Annotated in this window: 10 protein-coding genes and 1 tRNA gene; 9 read left to right on the top strand and 2 right to left on the bottom strand. The window is 58.0% G+C overall.

What is annotated here, in order from left to right; translation table 11 throughout:
- Position 1 precedes the first annotated feature (1 nt).
- A tRNA-Glu gene (locus JAO77_RS18075) sits at positions 2-73 on the top strand.
- Between the two features lie 695 nt (positions 74-768).
- The gene (locus JAO77_RS18080) at positions 769-3,741 is read left to right on the top strand and encodes a T9SS type A sorting domain-containing protein (protein ID WP_198991823.1); all 2,973 of its coding nucleotides are present in this window, start codon (positions 769-771) and stop codon (positions 3,739-3,741) included.
- Positions 3,742-3,899: 158 nt separating this feature from the next.
- Here JAO77_RS18080 and JAO77_RS18085 read toward each other — a convergent pair whose 3' ends face one another.
- Positions 3,900-5,768: a glycoside hydrolase family 97 protein gene (locus JAO77_RS18085; RefSeq protein ID WP_198991824.1), complete on the bottom strand. Its 1,869-nt coding sequence runs from the start codon at positions 5,766-5,768 to the stop codon at positions 3,900-3,902.
- 255 nt (positions 5,769-6,023) lie between these two features.
- Between JAO77_RS18085 and JAO77_RS18090 the strand changes: the two genes are divergently transcribed.
- Both JAO77_RS18090 and JAO77_RS18095 read left to right on the top strand, forming a co-directional pair.
- Entirely contained in the window at positions 6,024-7,619 is a 1,596-nt protein-coding gene (locus JAO77_RS18090) for a sodium:solute symporter family protein (protein ID WP_198991825.1), read from the top strand.
- Between the two features lie 44 nt (positions 7,620-7,663).
- Entirely contained in the window at positions 7,664-8,590 is a 927-nt protein-coding gene (locus JAO77_RS18095; protein ID WP_198991826.1) for a dihydrodipicolinate synthase family protein, read from the top strand.
- Positions 8,591-8,624: 34 nt separating this feature from the next.
- Here the strand turns inward: JAO77_RS18095 and JAO77_RS18100 are convergent, their stop codons facing one another.
- Positions 8,625-9,521 (bottom strand): AraC family transcriptional regulator, encoded by an 897-nt coding sequence (locus JAO77_RS18100; RefSeq protein WP_198991827.1) that lies wholly within the window; start codon positions 9,519-9,521, stop codon positions 8,625-8,627.
- Positions 9,522-10,483: 962 nt separating this feature from the next.
- Between JAO77_RS18100 and JAO77_RS18105 the strand changes: the two genes are divergently transcribed.
- The 5 genes from JAO77_RS18105 to JAO77_RS18125 all read left to right on the top strand — a co-directional run bounded on the left by JAO77_RS18105 (position 10,484) and on the right by JAO77_RS18125 (position 20,034).
- Positions 10,484-12,019 carry a fucose isomerase gene (locus JAO77_RS18105; RefSeq protein WP_235998505.1) on the top strand — a complete coding sequence of 512 codons (1,536 nt, stop codon included), beginning with the start codon at positions 10,484-10,486 and terminating at the stop codon, positions 12,017-12,019.
- Between the two features lie 114 nt (positions 12,020-12,133).
- On the top strand, positions 12,134-15,181 hold the full coding sequence (locus JAO77_RS18110) for a SusC/RagA family TonB-linked outer membrane protein (protein ID WP_198991829.1): 3,048 nt from the start codon (positions 12,134-12,136) through the stop codon (positions 15,179-15,181).
- Between the two features lie 47 nt (positions 15,182-15,228).
- On the top strand, positions 15,229-16,881 hold the full coding sequence (locus tag JAO77_RS18115) for a RagB/SusD family nutrient uptake outer membrane protein (protein WP_198991830.1): 1,653 nt from the start codon (positions 15,229-15,231) through the stop codon (positions 16,879-16,881).
- A 69-nt stretch (positions 16,882-16,950) separates the two neighbouring features.
- Positions 16,951-18,975 carry an SUMF1/EgtB/PvdO family nonheme iron enzyme gene (locus JAO77_RS18120; RefSeq protein ID WP_198991831.1) on the top strand — a complete coding sequence of 675 codons (2,025 nt, stop codon included), beginning with the start codon at positions 16,951-16,953 and terminating at the stop codon, positions 18,973-18,975.
- Positions 18,976-19,170: 195 nt separating this feature from the next.
- Positions 19,171-20,034: a helix-turn-helix transcriptional regulator gene (locus tag JAO77_RS18125; RefSeq protein ID WP_198991832.1), complete on the top strand. Its 864-nt coding sequence runs from the start codon at positions 19,171-19,173 to the stop codon at positions 20,032-20,034.
- Positions 20,035-20,247: the final 213 nt, after the last annotated feature.

A 20,247-nucleotide genomic window follows, 5' to 3' on the forward strand; every position in this document is an offset into this window, starting at 1 on the left:
CGGTCCGTTCGTCTAGGGGTTAGGACAGTAGATTTTCATTCTACCAACAGGGGTTCGATTCCCCTACGGACTACTAAAGAAGCTAAAAGCTAAGGCCTTAGCTTCCAGAAACACAAATCCATCCGGAGCAGTCTGGGTGGCTTTGTTTCGTTTAAGCCAACTAGCCAAAGCCACCTCGACTGCGAATACCCTCGCAGCCAAGGTGGCTTTTTGCTGTAGCCGCATTATGCATGCGAGCTTCGCGGTAGGCAATACATATGCTGCACACCGGCCCTAGGTACCATTTTCTAGCTCGCAGGTAGGATAAGCGCGCTGCACTGCGGCATCTCTTATCAAGCATGCTAAGGCCCAGCTAGCATACCGGCCCTTGCATCGGGTAGCTACCGCAAACCGGCAGCGAGACCTTCGCCTCAAGCGCAGTACCGTGTTGCGGTGCCTATCGCAGCGATTGCACTAGCTGCTACCCTTTGAACAAACACCCGGTTTTCTAGCTGCCTCAGCTACAGCGCTGCATTGCGCTACCTCACCCTTGAAATTTCCTTCTTTTCGACTGGATGCCTCTTGAATATTTGATAATCACAAGCTAAGTTTATAAATACTATCACTAGCATATAAATTTTAAATAAAGCCTACAAATTAATTAACTAATTGAATTAAAACACTTTACTTGCTAACTATTCAGCAAATAAGCAACGACTAGGTTAAAATAATTTATTAAATAAATACAATAAAAATCATAGTCCCTTTATCGCTCAATTTTTATTTTGAATGAAAAATTCATTATCCTTTTCCACCCTGTTACTGCCAGCGCTACTGATTATAGCACCCATTACCAGCGTACGGGCGCAAGCCAGTGCTACAGCATTGTATGTGAACGATGGGAGCACGAGTGGCGACATATTTACTAGCGCGGCGGGCAGCGACACCACCGGCGATGGCTCCGCAGTGTCCCCGTTTGCTACAGTAGCGCGGGCCCTAGCTCAAGCGGGCTCAGCCACCCAAACCATTTTTATTGATGCGGGCCGGTATTCGGAGCGAATAGTGCTCGACAAGGCAGTGAGCCTGCGAGGAGCCGGCACGGCCAACGCTCGGCCGGCCAGCGCCACCATCTTTGATGGGGGGTTGCTGCCGGCAGCTACGCAAACCCAGGAAGCTGGCTTGCGGCTAACCGTGAGCGGTGGCACCAGTGGCCAGCCATTGACCATTGCTGGCATCACGTTTCAGGCGTACGATTTTGGCATTCAGTCGGAAGGCAGTGGACCACAGGCTTATCTGCTGCTTGAAGATGTAGAGACGACTCACAACCGCCGCCAAGGTATCTTTTGGAATAGCATAGGCGGCGTGCAGCACCTGACTCTGCGGCGCGTGCGCGCTACCTACACCGCCGAGGCTGGCAACCCCGTGACTAGCGGCGCCGGGCGGGGCTTCTTCCTGGTTAATGGTCACAAAGCCGACATCGTGGTCGAGGACGGGGTGTTTGCATTTAATCGGCGCAGCGGGGTAGATATCAACGATGGCAGCGTGAGCAACCTGGTGGTTCGCAACTGCCAGTTTGAGCAAAACCAGGAGCCGGCGCTGGCGGTGCTCGGGGCCGGAGGCGCCCGGGCGGCCGATGGCAGCTTCACAAGCATCGCGGCGCTTATAGAGGGCAACACGATTCGCACGAGCAGCGCCAATGGCTTGGAGCTGAAATCGTGCACCGGCACCGGGGCTGGCAGCGGCCCCGGCACCTTCGTGGTGCGCGCCAATAATATTGCGCGCGCAGTAGGCGCCCCAACCAGCTTGAGCACCGACAATGCGGGCATACTCTTCGTGGACCGCGACCGCAATGTGATTGCCGCGGGCGGTGGCGTCACGGGCGACTTAATCACGGGCGGCGCTTATGTGGTGAATAACACCATCAGCGGCTACCTAGGTGATGCCACTGGCTCGGCCAGCAATAATGGCGGCTTTGGCCTGGTGCTGGAAGGCGCGCGCAACAAGGTGTTTGGCAACGTTATAACTCAGTGCCAACAGGCTATTCAGGTGCAAGACCGCCCCACAAATAGCACGGGCGCTACGCCGTTCTTTGACATCAGCCGCAACGGTCTGCTTGTATCGAGCGGCGATAGCATTCGCGGCAACTACCTAGGCGACTGCACTATTGCCATCCGGGCGGTTAACCTGACCAATCCTGTGGATGCGTCGTTGAACTGGCTGGGCACTACCGATGCCACGTTCGTGCGCGGCACGGCGGGCGCTAGTGGCCGCATTGTCACGCTTGGCGGCCCGGCCGCTGGGTTTGCCGAGCAGTCAGCCCTGGCTCCGACTGGGCTCATTGACTACTCGCCGTTTCTGCACCACGATACGGATGCTTCGGCAGCCAGTGGCTTTCAGCCCCAGCTCGACTACCTGACTGTAGACCATGACAGCCCCCATTTGGGGGCTACGACGCCGCTGGCGGAGGGCCTGGACCTAGTTACTGAGAACGGCACGTTGCGCCTGGTGGCTGGTGCTTACGACGAAGAGCTTAGTATCACGAAAAACCTAACGCTGCAAACTACCGGCGCTACCACCCTCCGCGACCTTACACTGGCCGGGGCGGGCAAGGCCCTGACGCTTGGAGCGCCGCTTACCCTCACGGGTTCGCTCACGCTGAATGCTGGCCTGGTGCGCACTACGGCGGCTACTCTACTCACGCTAGCCGACCAAGCCACTGCTACCGCTGGCAGTGCAACTTCTTATGTAGATGGCCCATTGCGCAAAGTGGGGCAGCAGGCCTTCGTGTTCCCGCTGGGTAAAAATGGACAGTGGGCTCGCCTAGGTATCTCGGCCCCGGCCAGTGCCGCCGCAGCCTTCACGGCCGAATACGTAGCCGCTCCTTACGCCACCCGCACCGCCACCGCGCCGCTGAGCGAGGTAAGCCAGGTAGAGCACTGGACCCTGGATGGGGCCGGCACCACCGATGCGGTGCAAGTGCGCTTGTTCTGGGAAGATGCTTTCCGCAGCGGCCTCGACGATTTTTCGTCCGACATCCAGGTTGCTACGTTCACGGGCGCTGCTTGGGAAACGGCCGGCAATGGCGGGCTAACGGGCAACCTAGGCGCGGGCTCGGTGATTTCGGGCCAGCCTGTGGGCACATTTGCCGCCTTCACGCTGGGCTCGCTATCGGCTGCTATCAACCCCCTCTCGACGCAGCTGCTGACTTTCCGCGCCGACCAATCGCAGCCACAGGCAGTTAGCCTGCGCTGGACCCTGGCCGATGAAACAAACACGTATGGCTACGCGGTAGAGCGCTCGGCCGATGCCTCGACCTGGCAGCAAGTAGGTTTCGTGGCTAGCCAGGGCCTGACCTCGCAGGCACGCACCTACACCTACCAAGACCAGACCGTTCAGGGCCTGACGCAAGCATTTTACCGCCTGCGCCAGACCACGGCTACGGCCGCTCGCTACTCGGCGGTGGCTGCGGTTACGCTGACCGGCAGCCCACTGGCTACTACGGCTGCTACGCCGCGCACCATGGCGGTATTCCCCAACCCGGCCAGCGGCCAGGTTACCCTGAAGCTCCCAACGGCCACTACTGAGGCTACCCAAGTAGTATTTACCGACCTGAGCGGGCGCACCGTGCTGACGTACCCGCTGCGCGGGGGTGCTACCGAAACTACTCTGGCTCTCCCCACTACCCTGCAAGCAGGCATCTACCTGGTGCAGGTGCAGGGCACCAGCTTTGGGGGCAAGCCCCAGCGACTGGTGGTTCAGTAGCCGTGCTGCCGGCCTAAGTGGCTTGGCTAACGCGATAGCCACCTAGGCGCTTACGCGCATGACATAGGGTCCCTAAAAACACTGCGGCGGTTGAACGCAACTCCTTAGTTCAAGGAGTTGCGTTCAACCGCCGCAGTGTTTTTAGGGACCTTAATTTATTAATTCTGCTTGAGCAATATGCAAGCCCCTCCCCCAGGGGCAAGCTTTACCCGAATGACATCCGTAGCGCTCACTTGCTTGGTATCGGTGGTGTAGCTCTCGTGCTGCGTGCGGTAGTCGACCTCGGGACCATCCTGCACGAGGGACGCCGTGTAGCGCCCCTGGCCTAGGAAGGTGAGCGGAATGGTTAGCTCGCGGGCCTGCTCATTGGTGGCAGCGCCCACCAGCCAAGTTTTGTCCTGGGCCTGCCGGGCCATGACGATGTACTCGCCAATCTCGCCTTGCACCGTCTTGCTGGCACGCCACGGCATTTTTTGCGCCGCGATAAAGCGCAGTAGCTCCGGGTGCTTTTGATAGTTTTCCGGGATGTCGGGGATGATGGTCGCGCCCGAAAACACGATGAGCGTGCGCGCAGCCTCGCCGGCCAGGGTCGAGGGCACGGGCGAAGAATTGTCTACGCGGCCGGTCTGCGCGAGGCTGGCAGAGCCATTGTTCATGTCCAGCGGGCCCGCTACCATGTTGACGAAAACCGACGTCACGAAGGTCTTGGGCTGCACTACTTGGTGGCCGTCAGACTGGGCTTTGCAATACTCCCGGGTCACGGCGTTGGGGAAGGTGCGCATTTGCCCGTAGGGATGCGTGGGCCCGTCGTGAAAATCGCACAGCAAGCGGTTCTGCGCGCACAGCTCCGTAATTAGGCGCGTGCGCTGGTTTTTCTCGGCGGGCGTGCCCGACATAAAGCCGTATTTGATGCCGACTGCGCCCCAGTCGTGGTAGCGCTTCAGGGTTTCGTCCAGGGCATAGTTGCGGCCGCCTACGTCGTTGAGATAAAGCCAGATGCCCACGCCCTTGCCCTTGCCGTAGGCAATGAGCTCGTGCACTTGCGCCACCTTGCCCCCCTTCACGGGGTCCGATTCTTTGCCAAACTCGGGGCCGTACCAATCGGCATCGAGTACGAGGTAGGGCAGTTGGTTGGCCGCGGCAAAATCTACCATGCGCTTCCACGAAGGCAGCGACATGTTGTAAGTAAAGTTTTCGGTGCGGGCGCCGTTGATGCGCCAGTCCCAGAGCGCTACCCCCGGCTTGACCCAGGAAAAGTCCTGGCCCTTGGCGGGGGGTGGGCACAGCAATTCGAGCAGGTGCGAATCGACGAGGTCGCCCGGGGTTTTGCCGTACATAACCACCTTCCAAGCCGTGGTCGGCTGCGACGCGATGGTAAAAGTAGTCTCGCCCTTCGCAGCCTGCAGCTGTAGTGGCTCACCGCTGCTTAAGTCGGCTTCGTGCAGGGCCAAGTACGTCACGCTGTCCACTTTCACAGTCATGACGGGCGAACGCTTACCCGCGCAATCAGCTAGCTTTTCGGGCCCTAGGTTATGATTTTCGCCGTTGTAATACCAAGCTGTGTAGTTACCAGCAAAGGCAAACGTAGTGCGCTCGGTAACGGCCTGGCTGACTGGATAAACGTAGCGAAAGGCGATGCCATCGTTGTAAGCCCGCGCAATGATTTTATACGTTTTGAGGTCGAGCGTCAGCTCGTTGTACTGGTCGGGCACCACGGCCCGCTTGCCCCAAACCGGCTTCCAAAAGGTATTGACAGTCCGCCGCGAAACGGTGGGCGCCGGAAGGGCACCGGGCTGCTGCAAGCCGAGCTTTGAGTTTTGCAGCAGCACCTTCGACTGCGCACTGAATGTGTAAGTAAGCGCGCCGGCCTGGTCATAGCCGAGCTGCACACGGAGCGCCTTGTTGGGCGACACCAAGGTAGGCAAGGGCTCCGCCGCCACAGTTCGGGATGTGGCCGCTAGCTGCTTTGGCTCAGCAGCCAGCAGATGCGGTACGAGTAGCAGTGAAGTATAAAGACTGGCTTTCATAAGCGTTGCTTAGCGTCGGTGAGCAGTAAAAATCCGCTCGCCCTAGGACAGGCGCCCCGAGCAAAGTAACGCAGTAGCGCATTCCTCGCCGCCTCGCAAGCAAGTGAATGCATCCTTACCCACCCAGCCAGGATAACATGATACAATAGAAGGAGAACATGATACACGGACGGCGCTGGGCACCGCAATAGTTTTGCGAGTGAAATAGGTCAGGCTTTAAAACGCTGCACAAGCCATATTTCAACCGCTATTTGGATGAATAATTTACGCGTTCCCGATTTAGTAATCATTGGCTTGTATCTCCTAGCCATGATTGGCGTTGGCATTTATTTCTCGCGCAAGAATGACAACGCCGAGCAATACTCCCGCGCATCCGGCCTGATTCCTGGCTGGGCCATTGGCTTATCCATCTACGCCACTTTTTTAAGTAGCAACACTTTCCTAGGTGTGCCGGGCAAAGCGTTTGGCAGTAATTGGAATGCGTTTGTATTCAGCATTTCCATGCCCTTCGCGGCTTGGATTGCTAACAAGTACTTCGTCCCTTTTTACCGCAGCACCGGCGAAATATCGGCGTACACGCACCTAGAACACCGCTTTGGGCCTTGGGCGCGCACGTATGCGGTGGCCTGCTTTCTGCTGACGCAATTAGCCCGTATCGGCTCCATTTTCTACGGCATTGCCCTCACGCTGCAAGCGCTGACCGGCTTCTCGATGGATATCATCATGCTCATCACAGGCATTTGCATTATCATTTACACCGTGCTAGGTGGTATGGAAGCCGTTATCTGGACGGAAGTAGCGCAGGGTATTATTAAGACCATCGGGGCGCTGCTTATCATCGGCTTGATTATTTATGATATGCCGGGTGGCGCAGCCGAGATTGTAAAAATTGGCCAGGCAAACGATAAATTCAGCCTAGGTGGCTTCGCCTTAAATTTCACTCAATCTACCTTTTGGGTGGTCTTTCTATACGGCTTTTTCATTAATCTCAGCAATTTCGGAGTTGACCAAAACTATGTGCAGCGGTATCACACGGCTGCCTCATTAAAGCAGGCGGCGGCTTCGCTCTGGCTGTGCGTGTGGCTGTACCTACCGGCCTCCTTGCTATTTTTCATTATTGGCTCCAGCTTATTTGCCTATTACCAAGTACATCCCGAGTTTATTCAGGCAGTGAAGCTGCAAGTGGCCGCGGCTAGCCTACCCCCTACTGCCTCCGCGACCCAGATTGCTAGCGCGGCCACGCGCTTATTGCCCGCCGACTATGGCGATAAGGTGATGCCGCAATTCATAGTTACCAAGATTCCAGTGGGTTTTGTGGGACTTATCGTATCCGCTATTCTGTCGGCGGCCATGAGCACCATTAGCTCCGGCATGAATGCCTCGGCTACTGTCTTCACCGTCGATATCTACCAGCGCTACTTCAAACCCGGCATGACGAGCCGCCAAACCCTGCGGCTCCTACACCTCGCCACCGTGTGCTTCGGTTTGCTTGGCATGGGCACCGGCATTGCCATGATTGGCGTCAAAAGCGTGCTGGATACCTGGTGGGAGCTCTCCGGCATCTTTGCCGCGGGCATGCTAGGCTTGTTTCTGCTCGGCGTCATCAGCCGCCAAACTCGGAGCCACGAAGCCCTGACGGCTACTACTATCGGTATTTTAGTCATCGTCTGGATGACCTTCTCCGGCCGCTTGCCCGCCGAGTATGCCGGCTTGCAGAGCACCTTGCACAAAAGCATGATTATCGTGGTGGGCACACTCACCATCTTCCTAACTGGGCTTCTGCTCACTAAGCTCCGTAAAGGCACGGCCGCGTACAGCCCGGCAACTCCCGCCAAGCAGCCGGCGCACTAGCCGGGCGGCCTTCCCCTACTCCACTATTTCTGCCTCATTTACCAATGGAAAAATCACGAAAGGGATTTGTCCCGGTCATGCTCATGCCCTTCCAAAACGATGGCCAAGTTGACTACCAGGCGCTTACTAAGCTGACGGAGTTATACTTAGCCGCAGGGGCCTCTGGCTTGTTTGCTAATTGCCTCTCCAGCGAGATGTTTGAGCTGACTCCCGCCGAAATGCTCAAAACCATCCGGCACGTTGTCGACCTCGTAGCTGGCGCCGTGCCTGTGGTGGCTACCGGCACCTTCGGTGGCCCCATTGGGCAGCAGGCAGATTTTGTAAAGCAAGTGCATGACGCTGGCACCGAGGCCGTTATTGCTATCACAGGTTTGTTAGCCACTGCCACCCAGCCCGATGCCTACTTTAACGACCAAATGTTCCAACTGCTTGAGCTAACGCCCGGCATTCCGCTGGGTTTCTATGAATGCCCCGTGCCCTACAAGCGCGTACTAGCGCCCGAGCAGCTGAAGGCGTTTGTGGAGACGGGCCGCGTCATCTACCACAAAGACACTTGCCTAGACCTAGGCCAGGTGCGGCAAAAGATTGCGGCCACCACGAGCTACAAGTTTGGTTTGTATGATGCCTACATGGGCCACGCGGTCGACTCGCTCAAAGCGGGCGCGGCGGGTTTATCCTGCATCCAGGGCAATTTCTATCCCGAACTGATTGTGTGGCTGTGCCAGCACTACGACGATGCTTCGCGCGCCGACGAAGTAAGGGCAGTAGCGCAATTCTTTGTGCACAATATGGATGTCATGCACCATGTGTACCCCATCGTAGCTAAGTATTCGCTCAAGCAGCGCGGCATCGACATCTCAACCTTTACCCGACGCAAGGTTGGCAACTTCTCAAGCGAAACCAGAAAAAATATTGAGAAACTGGACCTTGACTACGCACAGCTGCACAAAAGCCTGGCGTATACGGGCTAGCGCGTGCGGGCCCGCAAACCACCTAGCAGCTAACCTAGGCCGTTGCAAATTCTTTGCAATTGTGGTTTAGGTAATTACGCTTATACTCCAGGGGCGTCATTTTCGTTATTTTTTTGAAATGACGATAAAAATTCGACACGTTGTTAAAGCCACATTCAAAGCAAAGAACCTCCGTAGGCAATTTGTCTTCGATTAGCAGACGGCAGGCGTGGCTGATACGAATTTCAATTAGAAAATCGTAGTAGGTTTTATTAGTAATAAACTTAAAATAGCGGCAAAAGGACGTTACGCTTAGGTTGCTGATAGAAGCAATTTCTTCAAGCGTAATTTCTCTCTTATAATTTGTCAGCGTATAGCTGCACACCTTGTTAATGCGTATTGTGTCCGACTCGTTGGACTGAGCAAAGGCATGGTACTTTGTGGCAATTGGCTCACTCTCATCGGTCTCGGCCAATACTTTCAGGATGGAAAGCAGCACAATAATGCGGTTGAGGTTGGTAGCTTCAACAGCTGCGTACATTAGGGGAATCAGCTTTTCCTTTGTTTCACCACTAATTATCAGGCCGTTTTTCGCTTTCTCAAATAGCTTCGGCAGGAGATACGCCTCGGGCAAGCCGAGCAGGTAACGACCTAGGCAGTCGGGCAAAAATTGAATAACAATGGCTTCGACCGCTAATTCGGAGTTTTGCTGGAAGTATTCTTCTTTGCAACGCCACGTGTGAGGAAGATTTTCCCCGAGCAAGACAATCTCATTCGAGGAAAAGTTACTGATATTATCACCCACCAAGCGTACGCCTTCTCCCCTAATTACATAGTGTAATTCTAATTCGGGATGATAATGCCAAATAGTGCCAAAATTCGCGCGGCGCTCGTGTCGAACGCTGAATGAGTTTTGCGTATTAATAGGCACTTTGTGGAAATAGGCTTTCATAAAATCTGAATTAGCAAGGGTGAAATAATAGCAGCTAAGGCGACTTTTTCAGGAGAGCAATTACTAAGGATGCGTCGATTAATACAGCGCAACTTTAGTTAGGCTGACAATCCATTTTTTATTTATGGATTAAGCAAACACAAACGCCTCTTCTACATAAAGGTCGCTGATGGAGTAGTATAGCTTCTTAGAGGCTTACTCTACAATCTTATCCTGTAGCCTGACTTTCGGCAGGCTAAAAATCACCTCTTCTGCTATAAAGCTTTAGTGGCAGAAGTTGGCGCTAAAGTTCGCGTAAGTTACTCGAATTATCACTTTCTACCGGGTCTACTTTTATTTCACCGGCCTCGCTACAAGTAAGGCGGCGAGGCCCTAGACGCAACTCGCGCCTATACACTGATAGTCAACACTGTGCACTACATATACAAGCAGTCAATCGCTTCTTAAAGCTAGCACTAGGCTGCCCTAGGGGTCCCTGCACGTTGTGACCACCGCGAAGCGAGTTTCTTCGTGTCTGCTCTCAGTCGGGTATTCCGCTTAGCGTGTGCTTTCTAGCTCAGCCGTGGGCTGAAGAATTTGCTGTGCAGCTAACAAATGGGCGAATAGAGCAGGCAGCTTTGGGGCCGCCTAGGTAGCCCATGGTAATATCCTACAGTAAGTAGATAATAACGAGTAATGACGCTGATTGCTGGGCAATCATATTTGCATATCCACTCAGCAAGCCTTTCGGGCTCAGATTATTTCAAGGGTAGCTAACACTTCTTATACCTTACTAAAGGTGTAGGCTGGCTATCTGCTGCTGCATTTTGAGTGGTTTTCGAATTAACCCTCGCTTCAACTTCTACTCGAAGTAATTACTACTTACACCTGTAATGGATTCCACGCTAAAAGAAGTCTTATTAGTTGCAAGTGGTGATTTACGATTAGCTGCTAATCGGGACTGCTGGGCGGCGCAATGCGAAATGGAACAGCTGCTCACTGCTGCGTTGCAAAAACAAGGTTGGTCGGTGAAGCGTGCCCATTTGTATGATACCGAGAAGCAGCACGGCTTTATTGATTCCCAAAAAATGGGAATGGAAGTGTTTCGCACGCTCGATGCGAAGCAACCTTTGATTGTGGCCGAAAGCGTGTGGCAATACACACACCACGTGCTGGCGGGCCTTACCACGCACCTAGGCCCTATTCTAACGGTGGCCAACTGGAGCGGGCAATGGCCTGGCCTGGTGGGCATGCTAAATCTGAACGGCTCCTTAACCAAAGCTGGCGTGAGCTACAGCACCCTCTGGAGCCAGGACTTTACGGATGCTTTTTTTACGCAAGGCCTGCAGGAGTGGCTGGTTACCGGCACCGTGACGCACGATGCGCGCCACGTGACCGACCTAGGCTCGGGGCAGCTACCCGCCGAAGACGAGCAACTGGGCCGCGACGTTGCCCGCCAGCTGAAACGCGACAAGGCCATCATGGGTGTGTTCGACGAGGGCTGCATGGGCATGTACAACGCCATTATCCCCGATGAGCTCCTGCACCCTACGGGCCTTTTCAAAGAGCGCCTAAGCCAAGCTACGCTGTATGCGGCCATGCTTACCGTGCCCGAGGCCGAGGCGCGCCAAGTACTCGACTGGCTGCTGGCCAAGGGCATGACATTCGACTGGGGCACTGACGAAGCTACTGAACTAACAGAAGCTCAAACGCTAGCGCAGTGCAAGATGTACATCGCCGCCCTGCGCCTGGCCGATACTTTCGGCTGCGCAACCATCGGCATACAATACCAGCAAGGCCTAAAGGACCTTACGCCCGCGAGCGACCTAGTAGAAGGAATCCTCAACAACCAGGACCGCCCCCCGGTATTCTCGGAGGATGGCAGGGAACTGTACGCAGGCCAGGCGCTCCCGCATTTCAATGAGGTAGATGAGTGCGCCGGCCTCGATGCGCTGCTCACCCATCGGCTGTGGCAAAGCCTAGGGTTACCAGGCGAGACGACGCTGCACGATTTGCGCTGGGGCCAGCACTTTACCGGCCATGGCATCGACGAGTTTGTATGGGTATTCCTGATTTCGGGTGCCGCGCCACCGGCTCACTTTGTGGGGGGCTACGAGGGCGCCAGCAGCGAGCGGCAACCCCCGATGTATTTCCGCCTAGGCGGGGGCAGCCTAAAGGGCGTCAGCCGGCCGGGGGCCATCGTGTGGAGCCGCGTGTACGTGATGCAGGGCCAGCTGCACTGCGACCTAGGCGTGGGCGAAGCAGTGGCCCTGCCCGAAGCCGAAACGCAGCGCCGCTGGCAAGAAACGACGCCGCAGTGGCCCATTATGCATGCCGTGCTGAAAGGCGTGACCCGCGACCAAATGATGGCCCGCCACAAAGCCAACCACATCCAAGTGGTGTACGCCGCCGACGAGGCCAGCGCCCACCGGGCCTGCCGGGCAAAGGCGGCGGCGATGGCTGAGCTAGGCCTGGCCGTGCACTTCTGCGGCCACGTGGCGGGGCTCAAAAGCACCTAGTAGCTCCTCTCTACTGCCGCGCCTCACCCCAACACCCGGCCCTAGGTAGCACAATTGAGTCGGCATCACCCAACGTCATTTATTTATCATTCCCACCTCCACCCTACTGCTTACATGAAAGAAAGACTACTCACCTTAACATTGCTTTTGGGGGGACTGCAGGCGAGCGCGCTGCCAGCAGAAACCTCCTCAAGTGAAAGCAACCGGCGCGCTGGCTTCGATAGCAACGGGCCTACCGTCGATAAAACCGTGCAGGGGCGGGTGACCGACAAAAAGACTGGGGAAGGCATTCCGGGCGTCACGGTGGTGCTAAAGGGCACTACCAAAGGCACTACGTCTGACCTGAACGGCAACTACTCGATAACGGTGAATGCTGCTACCGATGTGCTCGTGTTTAGCTCGGTGGGCTTTGCGGGGCAGGAAGTAACCGTTGGCGATAGGGCGCTGCTCAACGTAGTACTGGAAGCGGCCAACCGAGCGCTCGACGAGGTAGTGGTGGTGGGCTACGGCGCCCAATCTCGGCGCAATGTGACGGGGGCGGTGGCAAAGGTGGACATGAAGCAGACCGAGAACCTGCCCAATACCAACGTCACGCAGTCGCTGCGGGGGCGCGTGGCGGGGGTTCAGTTTACGGACAATGGCCGGCCCGGGCAAAACGGCTCTATTCTTATCCGGGGGCCCCGTTCGCTAGCTGGGGGCAACAACCCGCTGATTGTGCTCGACGGCATTTTCTTTAACGGCAGCTTGTCCGATATCAACCCCAACGACATTGAGTCGATGGAGGTGCTCAAGGATGCTAGCGCGGCGGCCATTTATGGCTCGCGGGCGGCCAACGGGGTCATTCTGATTACTTCTAAGAAGGGCACTACCCAGAAGCCGACCATTCGGATTAATGCCTTCACGGGCATATCGGAAATGGGCCACACCGTGAAGCTCCTGAGCCCGGACCGCTACCTGCAGAAGACGCTGGACTACCGCGCCCAAAGCGGCCTGCCCGCCGACCCGGCCAACGTGGCCAGCTACCTCACCACCTCGGAGGCCGCTAACTACAAGGCCGGCAACACGCTCGACCCCTGGAAGGCGGCGTCGCAGCCAGGCCGCATTGGGTCCTATGACTTGAGCTTGTCGGGCCGCAACGACGCTACCAACTACTACTTGTCGGCGGCTTACACAGATGAAAAAGGGCTGATTCTGAACGACAATCAAAAGCGCGTTACCCTGCGCGCCAACGTCGAAAACCAAGTGGCGAAGTGGCTGTCGGTGGGCCTAAACTCTACGTTTATTCGGCGCGATTTGTCGGGCCGGGAAGCCGATGTTTCGAGCATCTACTACAGCAGCCCGTTCGGGACATGGACGTATCCCGACGGCACGCCTACGCAGTACGGCGTGCCCGAAGAGCAGATTTCCGGCAACCCGCTTCGCAACGTGCTGCTGACGCAGAATGAGGAAATCTACAACAACCTGTTCAGCAACTTCTACGCGCTGGTGAACGTGCCTTTCATCAAAGGCCTTTCGTACCGGGTCAACTTCTCGCCCAACTACCGCTGGAACCACACCTACAATTTCACGCGGCAAGACCGCCGCTTGCCCAACAACACGACCAGCGCCAGCAAATACAACCAGGAAAACTACGACTGGGTGCTGGAGAATATTCTGACTTATAACAAGCAAATCAACGAGAATCACGGCTTCGACCTGACGCTGCTCTACGGCCGCAACCACCAGCAGTCGGAGTCGACCACGGCCAGCGCAAACCAGCTGAGCTCAGACGCCCTAGGCTGGAACAGCCTAACCCTGGGCGGCACGCAGACCACCCTTTCGGATGCCGCCAAAGTTGACGGTATTTCGTCGATGGCCCGCTTGAACTACCGGTTTAAAGAGCGGTACCTCGTGACGCTGACCGCCCGGCGCGATGCCAGCTCGGTCTTTGCCGCCAACAACAAGTACGCCACCTTCCCGTCGGCCGCCATCGCCTGGATAGCCTCCGACGAGTCGTTTCTGAAAAAGGCGTCGTTTATTGACCTGCTCAAGTTTCGCGTTTCCTACGGCTCCGTTGGCAATCAGGCCATTCAGCCCTACCAGTCGCTGAGCCTGTCGGGCATTACGCAGTACGTGTTTGGCGATAGCGGGCCCACGTCTGTGGGCATCTTCCCCTCCACGATGGCCAACAACGACCTGAAGTGGGAAACCACCGCCACTGCCAACGCCGCCGTAGACTTCACCCTATTCAAAGGCCGGCTGGGCGGCACCATCGAGGTATATAACAGCGACACCAAGAACCTCATCGTGCAGCGGACGCTGCCTAGCCTGACCGGCTACACCAGCGTGCTGACCAACCTAGGGGCCACCAATAACAAAGGAATAGAGATAACGCTGAACACGGTCAACTTGCGGCGGCGCAACTTTGAGTGGAGCAGCAACCTCGTGTTGTCGGCCAACCGGAACAAGATTGTGCACCTGTACCGCTCCGACACTAACGGCGACGGACGGGAAGACGACGACCTGAGCAACCGCTGGTTTATTGGGCAGCCCATCACTGTCTACTACGACTACGTTTTTGACGGCATCTACCAAAAAGGCGATAACCTGCCGGCCAACGCCAAGCCCGGCGACGTGCGGCTGAAAGACCTGAATGGGGACGGTAAAATCGACGCCACCAACGACCGGACGATAATTGGGCAGGGCGGCCAGCCAAAGGTGCGCTGGGGCATCACCAACAATTTCAGCTACGGCAACCTGTCGCTGTCTGTGTTTGTGAATGCCATGCAGGGCTGGATGTCCGACTTCATCTTGCTGGACCCCAACTCGACCCGCAGCGAAAACTCGCCGGGCCGCGCCCTCAACCAGATTGACGCCGGCTGGTGGACCGCCGACAACCCCTCGACCACCCGACCCTCGCTGGTGTACACCAACCCCCTGGGTCACAACTACTACGTGAGCCGAAACTTCGTCCGCATTCAGGACGTGTCGCTGGCCTACAACTTCCCTACCCCAGTTATCAGCAAGCTGGGCTTTGCCAACCTGCGCGTGTTTTTGAGCGGAAAAAACCTGTACACCTTCACCGATTGGCCGGGCACCGACCCCGAAAGCGGGGGTACCACGAAGGCATCTTTCTTCCCGATGCCCCGCACCTACACCCTAGGGCTGAACCTAGGCTTCTAGCCCTTCTTTTTTTCCACTCCTTTACTACGCATTCGGCGCTGGTTTATATGCAATTAAGTCAATTCAATACGCGTCTTCTGTCACTGGGCAAGCGAGCCGGCTTGTGCGCCGTGCTCCTGCTGGCGGGCGCTTGCCGAGACAAATTTTTGGACGAGGTGCCGCTGTCATCCCTCAGCTCAAGCGTTGTGCTTACGTCCAAAGCGGGGTTCGACAACTACATCACGGCGCTGCACCAGTCTGCCCGCGACGAGCTGTCGCAGGAAGACCTAGGCAGCTTCTACGACATGCAAATCGGGACCGACGTGGCCACGACGGGCCAGGAGCAAACGGTTAACTTTCGCAACTACGCCACGTTCTTGACGCCGTCGGCCTCGGCGGCCAGCAGCTTCTGGAACTGGGGCTACACCCGGATGATACTGCGTGCCAACACCATTATCGAATACGCCAACAAGCCTGAGCTCAGCGGCATTTGGGCCAGCGACGCCGAGCGCAACGCCACTATTGCGGAAGCCCGTTTTTTCCGGGCCTATACCTACAACCTGCTCGCCAACCTGTACGGGGGCGTGCCCATCGTGGACGTGACGTACCAGAGCCCCAAAACCGACTTTGTGCGGGCCGAGCGCAAGGCCGTGTACGAGTTTGCTAAAGCCGATTTGGAATTTGCGCGGCAATACTTGCCCGTCACGGTTGCCAAGTCGCTGGAGGGCCGCATTGTGCAGGGCGCCGCCGACCACCTGCTGACGGAGGTGTACATCAACCTAGGCGAGTACGATAAAGCCATCGAGAGCGCGAGCCGCCTGATAAGCTCGGGCACGTACCAGCTGATGACCAACCGCTTTGGCGCCAGAAGCGCGCAGCCGGGCGATGTGTACGCCGACTTATTTGCGGAGGGCAACCAAAACCGCAGTAGCGGCAATCTAGAGAGCATCTACGTGTGGCAATACGAGAACCTGACGCCGGGGGGCGCCGGCACCAACAACGGCAACAATACCATTCGGGGCTGGGTACCCTTTTTGCCTAACCTCAAAGACCCGGCGGGCGGCTCGGGCATGGTGGTGTCGGATAGCCTAGGGCGCGGCGTGGCTTACAGCCGGCCTTCTTCTTACTTTTTGTACGCCCTCTGGAAAGACAACTGGAGCAACGACATTCGCAATTCGGTGTACAACATTCGGCGCAAGTTTTACTACAATAACCCTGCCTCGACCTACTTCAAAAAGCAGGTAGAAAAGCGGACGGCCAACGAGGACACCATGCGCAACGTGTACCCCTATTTGCGCAAGCTCGAGGGCCGGCCCTTCAACGGCTCCAATACCTCGGGCCGCACGGGCAAGGACTTCATTGTGTATCGGCTGGCCGAAACGTACTTGCTGCGGGCCGAAGCGTACTTCCGCAAGGGCAACCTGACCGCCGCCGCCACCGACATCAATGCCGTGCGCAACCGGGCCAAGGCCAAGCCCATCACGGCCGCCGACGTCACCATCGACTACATCCTGGACGAGCGGGCGCGGGAGCTGATTACCGAAGAGCCGCGCCGCCGCACCCTAAGCCGCATGGGCAAGCTGGTAGAGCGCACCCGCAAATACCAGACGCGGGCCGATGTGCGGAGCACCATTCAGGACTACCACGAGCTGTACCCCATTCCGCAATCGGCAATTGATGCGAATTTTAGCGCCAAGCTAACCCAAAACCCGGGGTATTAACTGATACCCTAGTACTATTAAGGTGCAGGCCCCGACAGCTCCACTTGCTCGGGGCCTGCTATTTACCCGATGGCAAACACACGCTTAGGCCTCGCGGCCCTCCTGACCCTGGCCTGCCTGGCAGCACGGGCGCAAACGGTGAACTCCCTAGGTATGAAACTCGTGCCGGTGCCAGCGGGTGCGTTTTACATGGGGTCGGAGCGCGAAGGCAAGGATGCCGACGAAAGCCCGGTGCACCGGGTGTCGCTGTCGGCGCCGTTTCAGATGGGCGCTACGGAGGTGACCAATGCCCAGTACGAGGCGTTTGACCCGCAGCACAAGCAACTGCGCGGCAAGCGGGGTTTTTCGACGCAAGATGACGAAGCCGTCGTATTTATAAGCTACGCGCAGGCGGTGGCCTTTTGCGAGTGGCTAAGTAAGAAGGAAGGCAAGCCCTACCGCCTGCCCACGGAGGCCGAGTGGGAATATGCCTGCCGGGCCGGCACCGTTTCTGACTTCTCGACTGGCAGCTCGCTGCCCAAGGCCTACCAAAAAAACCAGGCCACCGACCGCAACACGGCCGTGGTGCCGCTGAAAGTGGCCCAAACGCCCGCCAACCCCTGGGGCTTCTACGACATGCACGGCAACGTAGAAGAGTGGTGCCTCGATTGGTACGGCCCCTACGCGGCGGGCGAGCAGCGCGACCCGGTGGGGCGGGCGGCGGGGCTCTACCGCGTGAGCCGCGGCGGCAGCTTTGGCACGCCGGTCACCTTTCTGCGGTCGGCCAACCGCCTAGGCATGCTGCCAGAAGACAAAAGCTGGCTGGTGGGCTTTCGGGTGGTGCAGGCCGCCCTGCCCACTACCGCACCCCTGCCCCCGGCCGTCACTCCTAGCTACAACGCCCCGCTCGCGCAGCAGCGGTATGCCTGGCCGCCGCCTGCGGCCGACAAACCGTTTTTTCGAGAGCCCCAGCGCTACGTCAACAAACCCGCCTGCGACCACGGGGTGCCGTTTTACAGCCACAACCACCAGCCGGCCGTGGCGTGGTGTCCCAACGGCGACTTGCTGGCCATCTGGTTTTCGACGGATGAGGAAAGCGGCCGCGAGATGACCGTCCTGTCCAGCCGGCTCCGCCCCGGTGCCACCAAGTGGGAGGAGCCGGCCGAGTTCTTCAAAGTGCCCGACCGGAATATGACCGGCTCCTCCTTGCTGAACGATGGCAAGGGCACGCTCTTGCACATGAACGGCGTAGAAACCGATGGCGACTGGCAAGACCTGGCCATGGTGCTACGCACCAGCCAAGACAACGGCGCCACCTGGTCTACGCCCCGCCTCGTGGCGCCCGAGCATACCAAGCGCCAGCAGGTGATAGGCGGCATGAGCCAAACTAAGGCCGGCTGGCTCATTCAGCCGGCCGATGCCGACCCCGGGCCAGCCGGCGGCACGGCCATCCACCTCAGCAAAGACCACGGCCGAACGTGGATGAACCCGGCCGCTGGGGCCGCGACTCCCAACTTCGGGGCCGGCGAAACGGGCGGTTTGATTGCCGGGATTCATGCCGGTGTGGTGGCGCTGAAAAATGGGAATCTGCTGGCCCTAGGTCGAAAAAACGACATCAAGGCACCCGGCGGCTCCGACTTGCGGATGCCCATGAGCATATCCAAGGACATGGGCAAAACCTGGACCTACGCCGCGTCGCCCTTCCCGCCGGTTTGGAGCGGGCAGCGGCTGGTGCTGACGCGCCTCAATGAGGGGCCTTTGCTGCTGGTGTCCTTCACGCACCACCCCGACGAAAAAGACGAAGCGGTGGCCGGCATGCCATTCAAAACCGCCGATGGCGGCACGTATAAGGGGTACGGCATGTACGCCGCCGTATCGTTTGATGAGGGCAAGACCTGGCCGGTCATCAAGCTCCTGACCGATGGCAAAGCCCGCTACATGAATGGCGGCGCCTGGACGGGCGCCTTCGAGATGAACCAGACTCACGCCGAGCCCAAGGGCTACCTAGCCATCACCCAAACCCCCGACAACACCATCCACCTGCTGAGCAGCAGCCTCCACTACCAGTTTAACCTGGCCTGGCTGAAGCAGCTACCAACGGCAGCAACGCAGTAGCCAGCCGCGCGGGGCGCCGGCTCAGCGTGCTAGGACCCAACTTCCGGCTTCCCTTCCACGTTGAGCTAATGCCCCGGCCGCGCAGGTACCCTTTGCTAGAAGCACACCGGCCCATTGCGCCCAGTTACCGACCTAGGCGCTGCGGTGCTGGCTCTCGCTAGTGGTACTGGCGGCCTGCTATGCCTTTGCTGCTGTATGCATTACGTTTCTGAGAGCTTTAAAGCGACCCCGCTGGTTACCAGTGCGCCCCTCACCTGGCCCGGCCTGCGGGTTGAGCAGTACCACCTGGGCGCAATGACCCTGCCGGCGCACTACCACCGCCACCACCTGCTCATGCTTTACCAGGTAGATACGCCCTTGGTGGTGCAGCGGCATAATGGCGCGCGGGTGCAGCAGGAAGTTTACCAAACCGGCGACCTCGGGATATACCCGGGGGGCGAGTACGGCAACATAACCTGGGCGGCGGCCAGCCGCAACACCTACCTGACGGTGGACGACGACTACCTAGAGCGCCTGGCCCGGCAGGGCCTGGACCTGGCCTACTTCTCGCTGCAAGAGCGCGTAAAACTGACCGACCCTTTGCTGGCGCAGCTCGGCCGGCAGCTGCTGACGGTAGCTAGCGCCCCACCCGCCCTAGGGTCGCTGTATACCGAGTCGCTCATTCATGCGCTGTGCTACCACCTTATCGAGCACTACGGGCACTACGAGCGGCGGCCGGCTCCGGCCGGCAAGCTGCCAGCGGCTGTACTGGCCCGCATAGACGCCTACCTAGAGGACCATTTAGGCGACGCCATCACCCTGGAAATCCTGGCTGACCTGGCCCACCTGAGCGTGTTTCACTTTGCGCGCCTGTTTAAGCAAACCACGGGCCTGGCGCCCTACCACTACGTGCTGCGCCGCAAAATAGCGCGTGCCCAGCAACTGCTGCGCCTAGGTGGCACGTCGGTGACGCACGTAAGCGAGGTGCTGGGCTTTGCCTCTGCGGCCAGCTTTTCGGCGGCCTTCCGGCGGGCCACCGGGCAGGGGCCGCAAGCCTTCCAGCGGGCGCAGGGCGCCTAGACGAGAACTGCGCAAAAAAGCAAGAACGGACAAGTAGAATAGCAAGAATCGACCGGCCCCGCGGCAGGCCGCTAAGGACCTTTGCGGCACTGCTTGCGGCTTGATGGCCGCGCGCTGCTCACCGGCTGCAGGCCCGGGCCAGCCCCCGGCGCTACCTGCTGCTAAGGGTCAGTATTGCCCACCTAGGGCCTACTGCAGTCGTTTTCTCACTGC

It is taken from the genome of Hymenobacter sp. BT559, from assembly GCF_016427535.1.
Lineage (GTDB): Bacteria > Bacteroidota > Bacteroidia > Cytophagales > Hymenobacteraceae > Hymenobacter.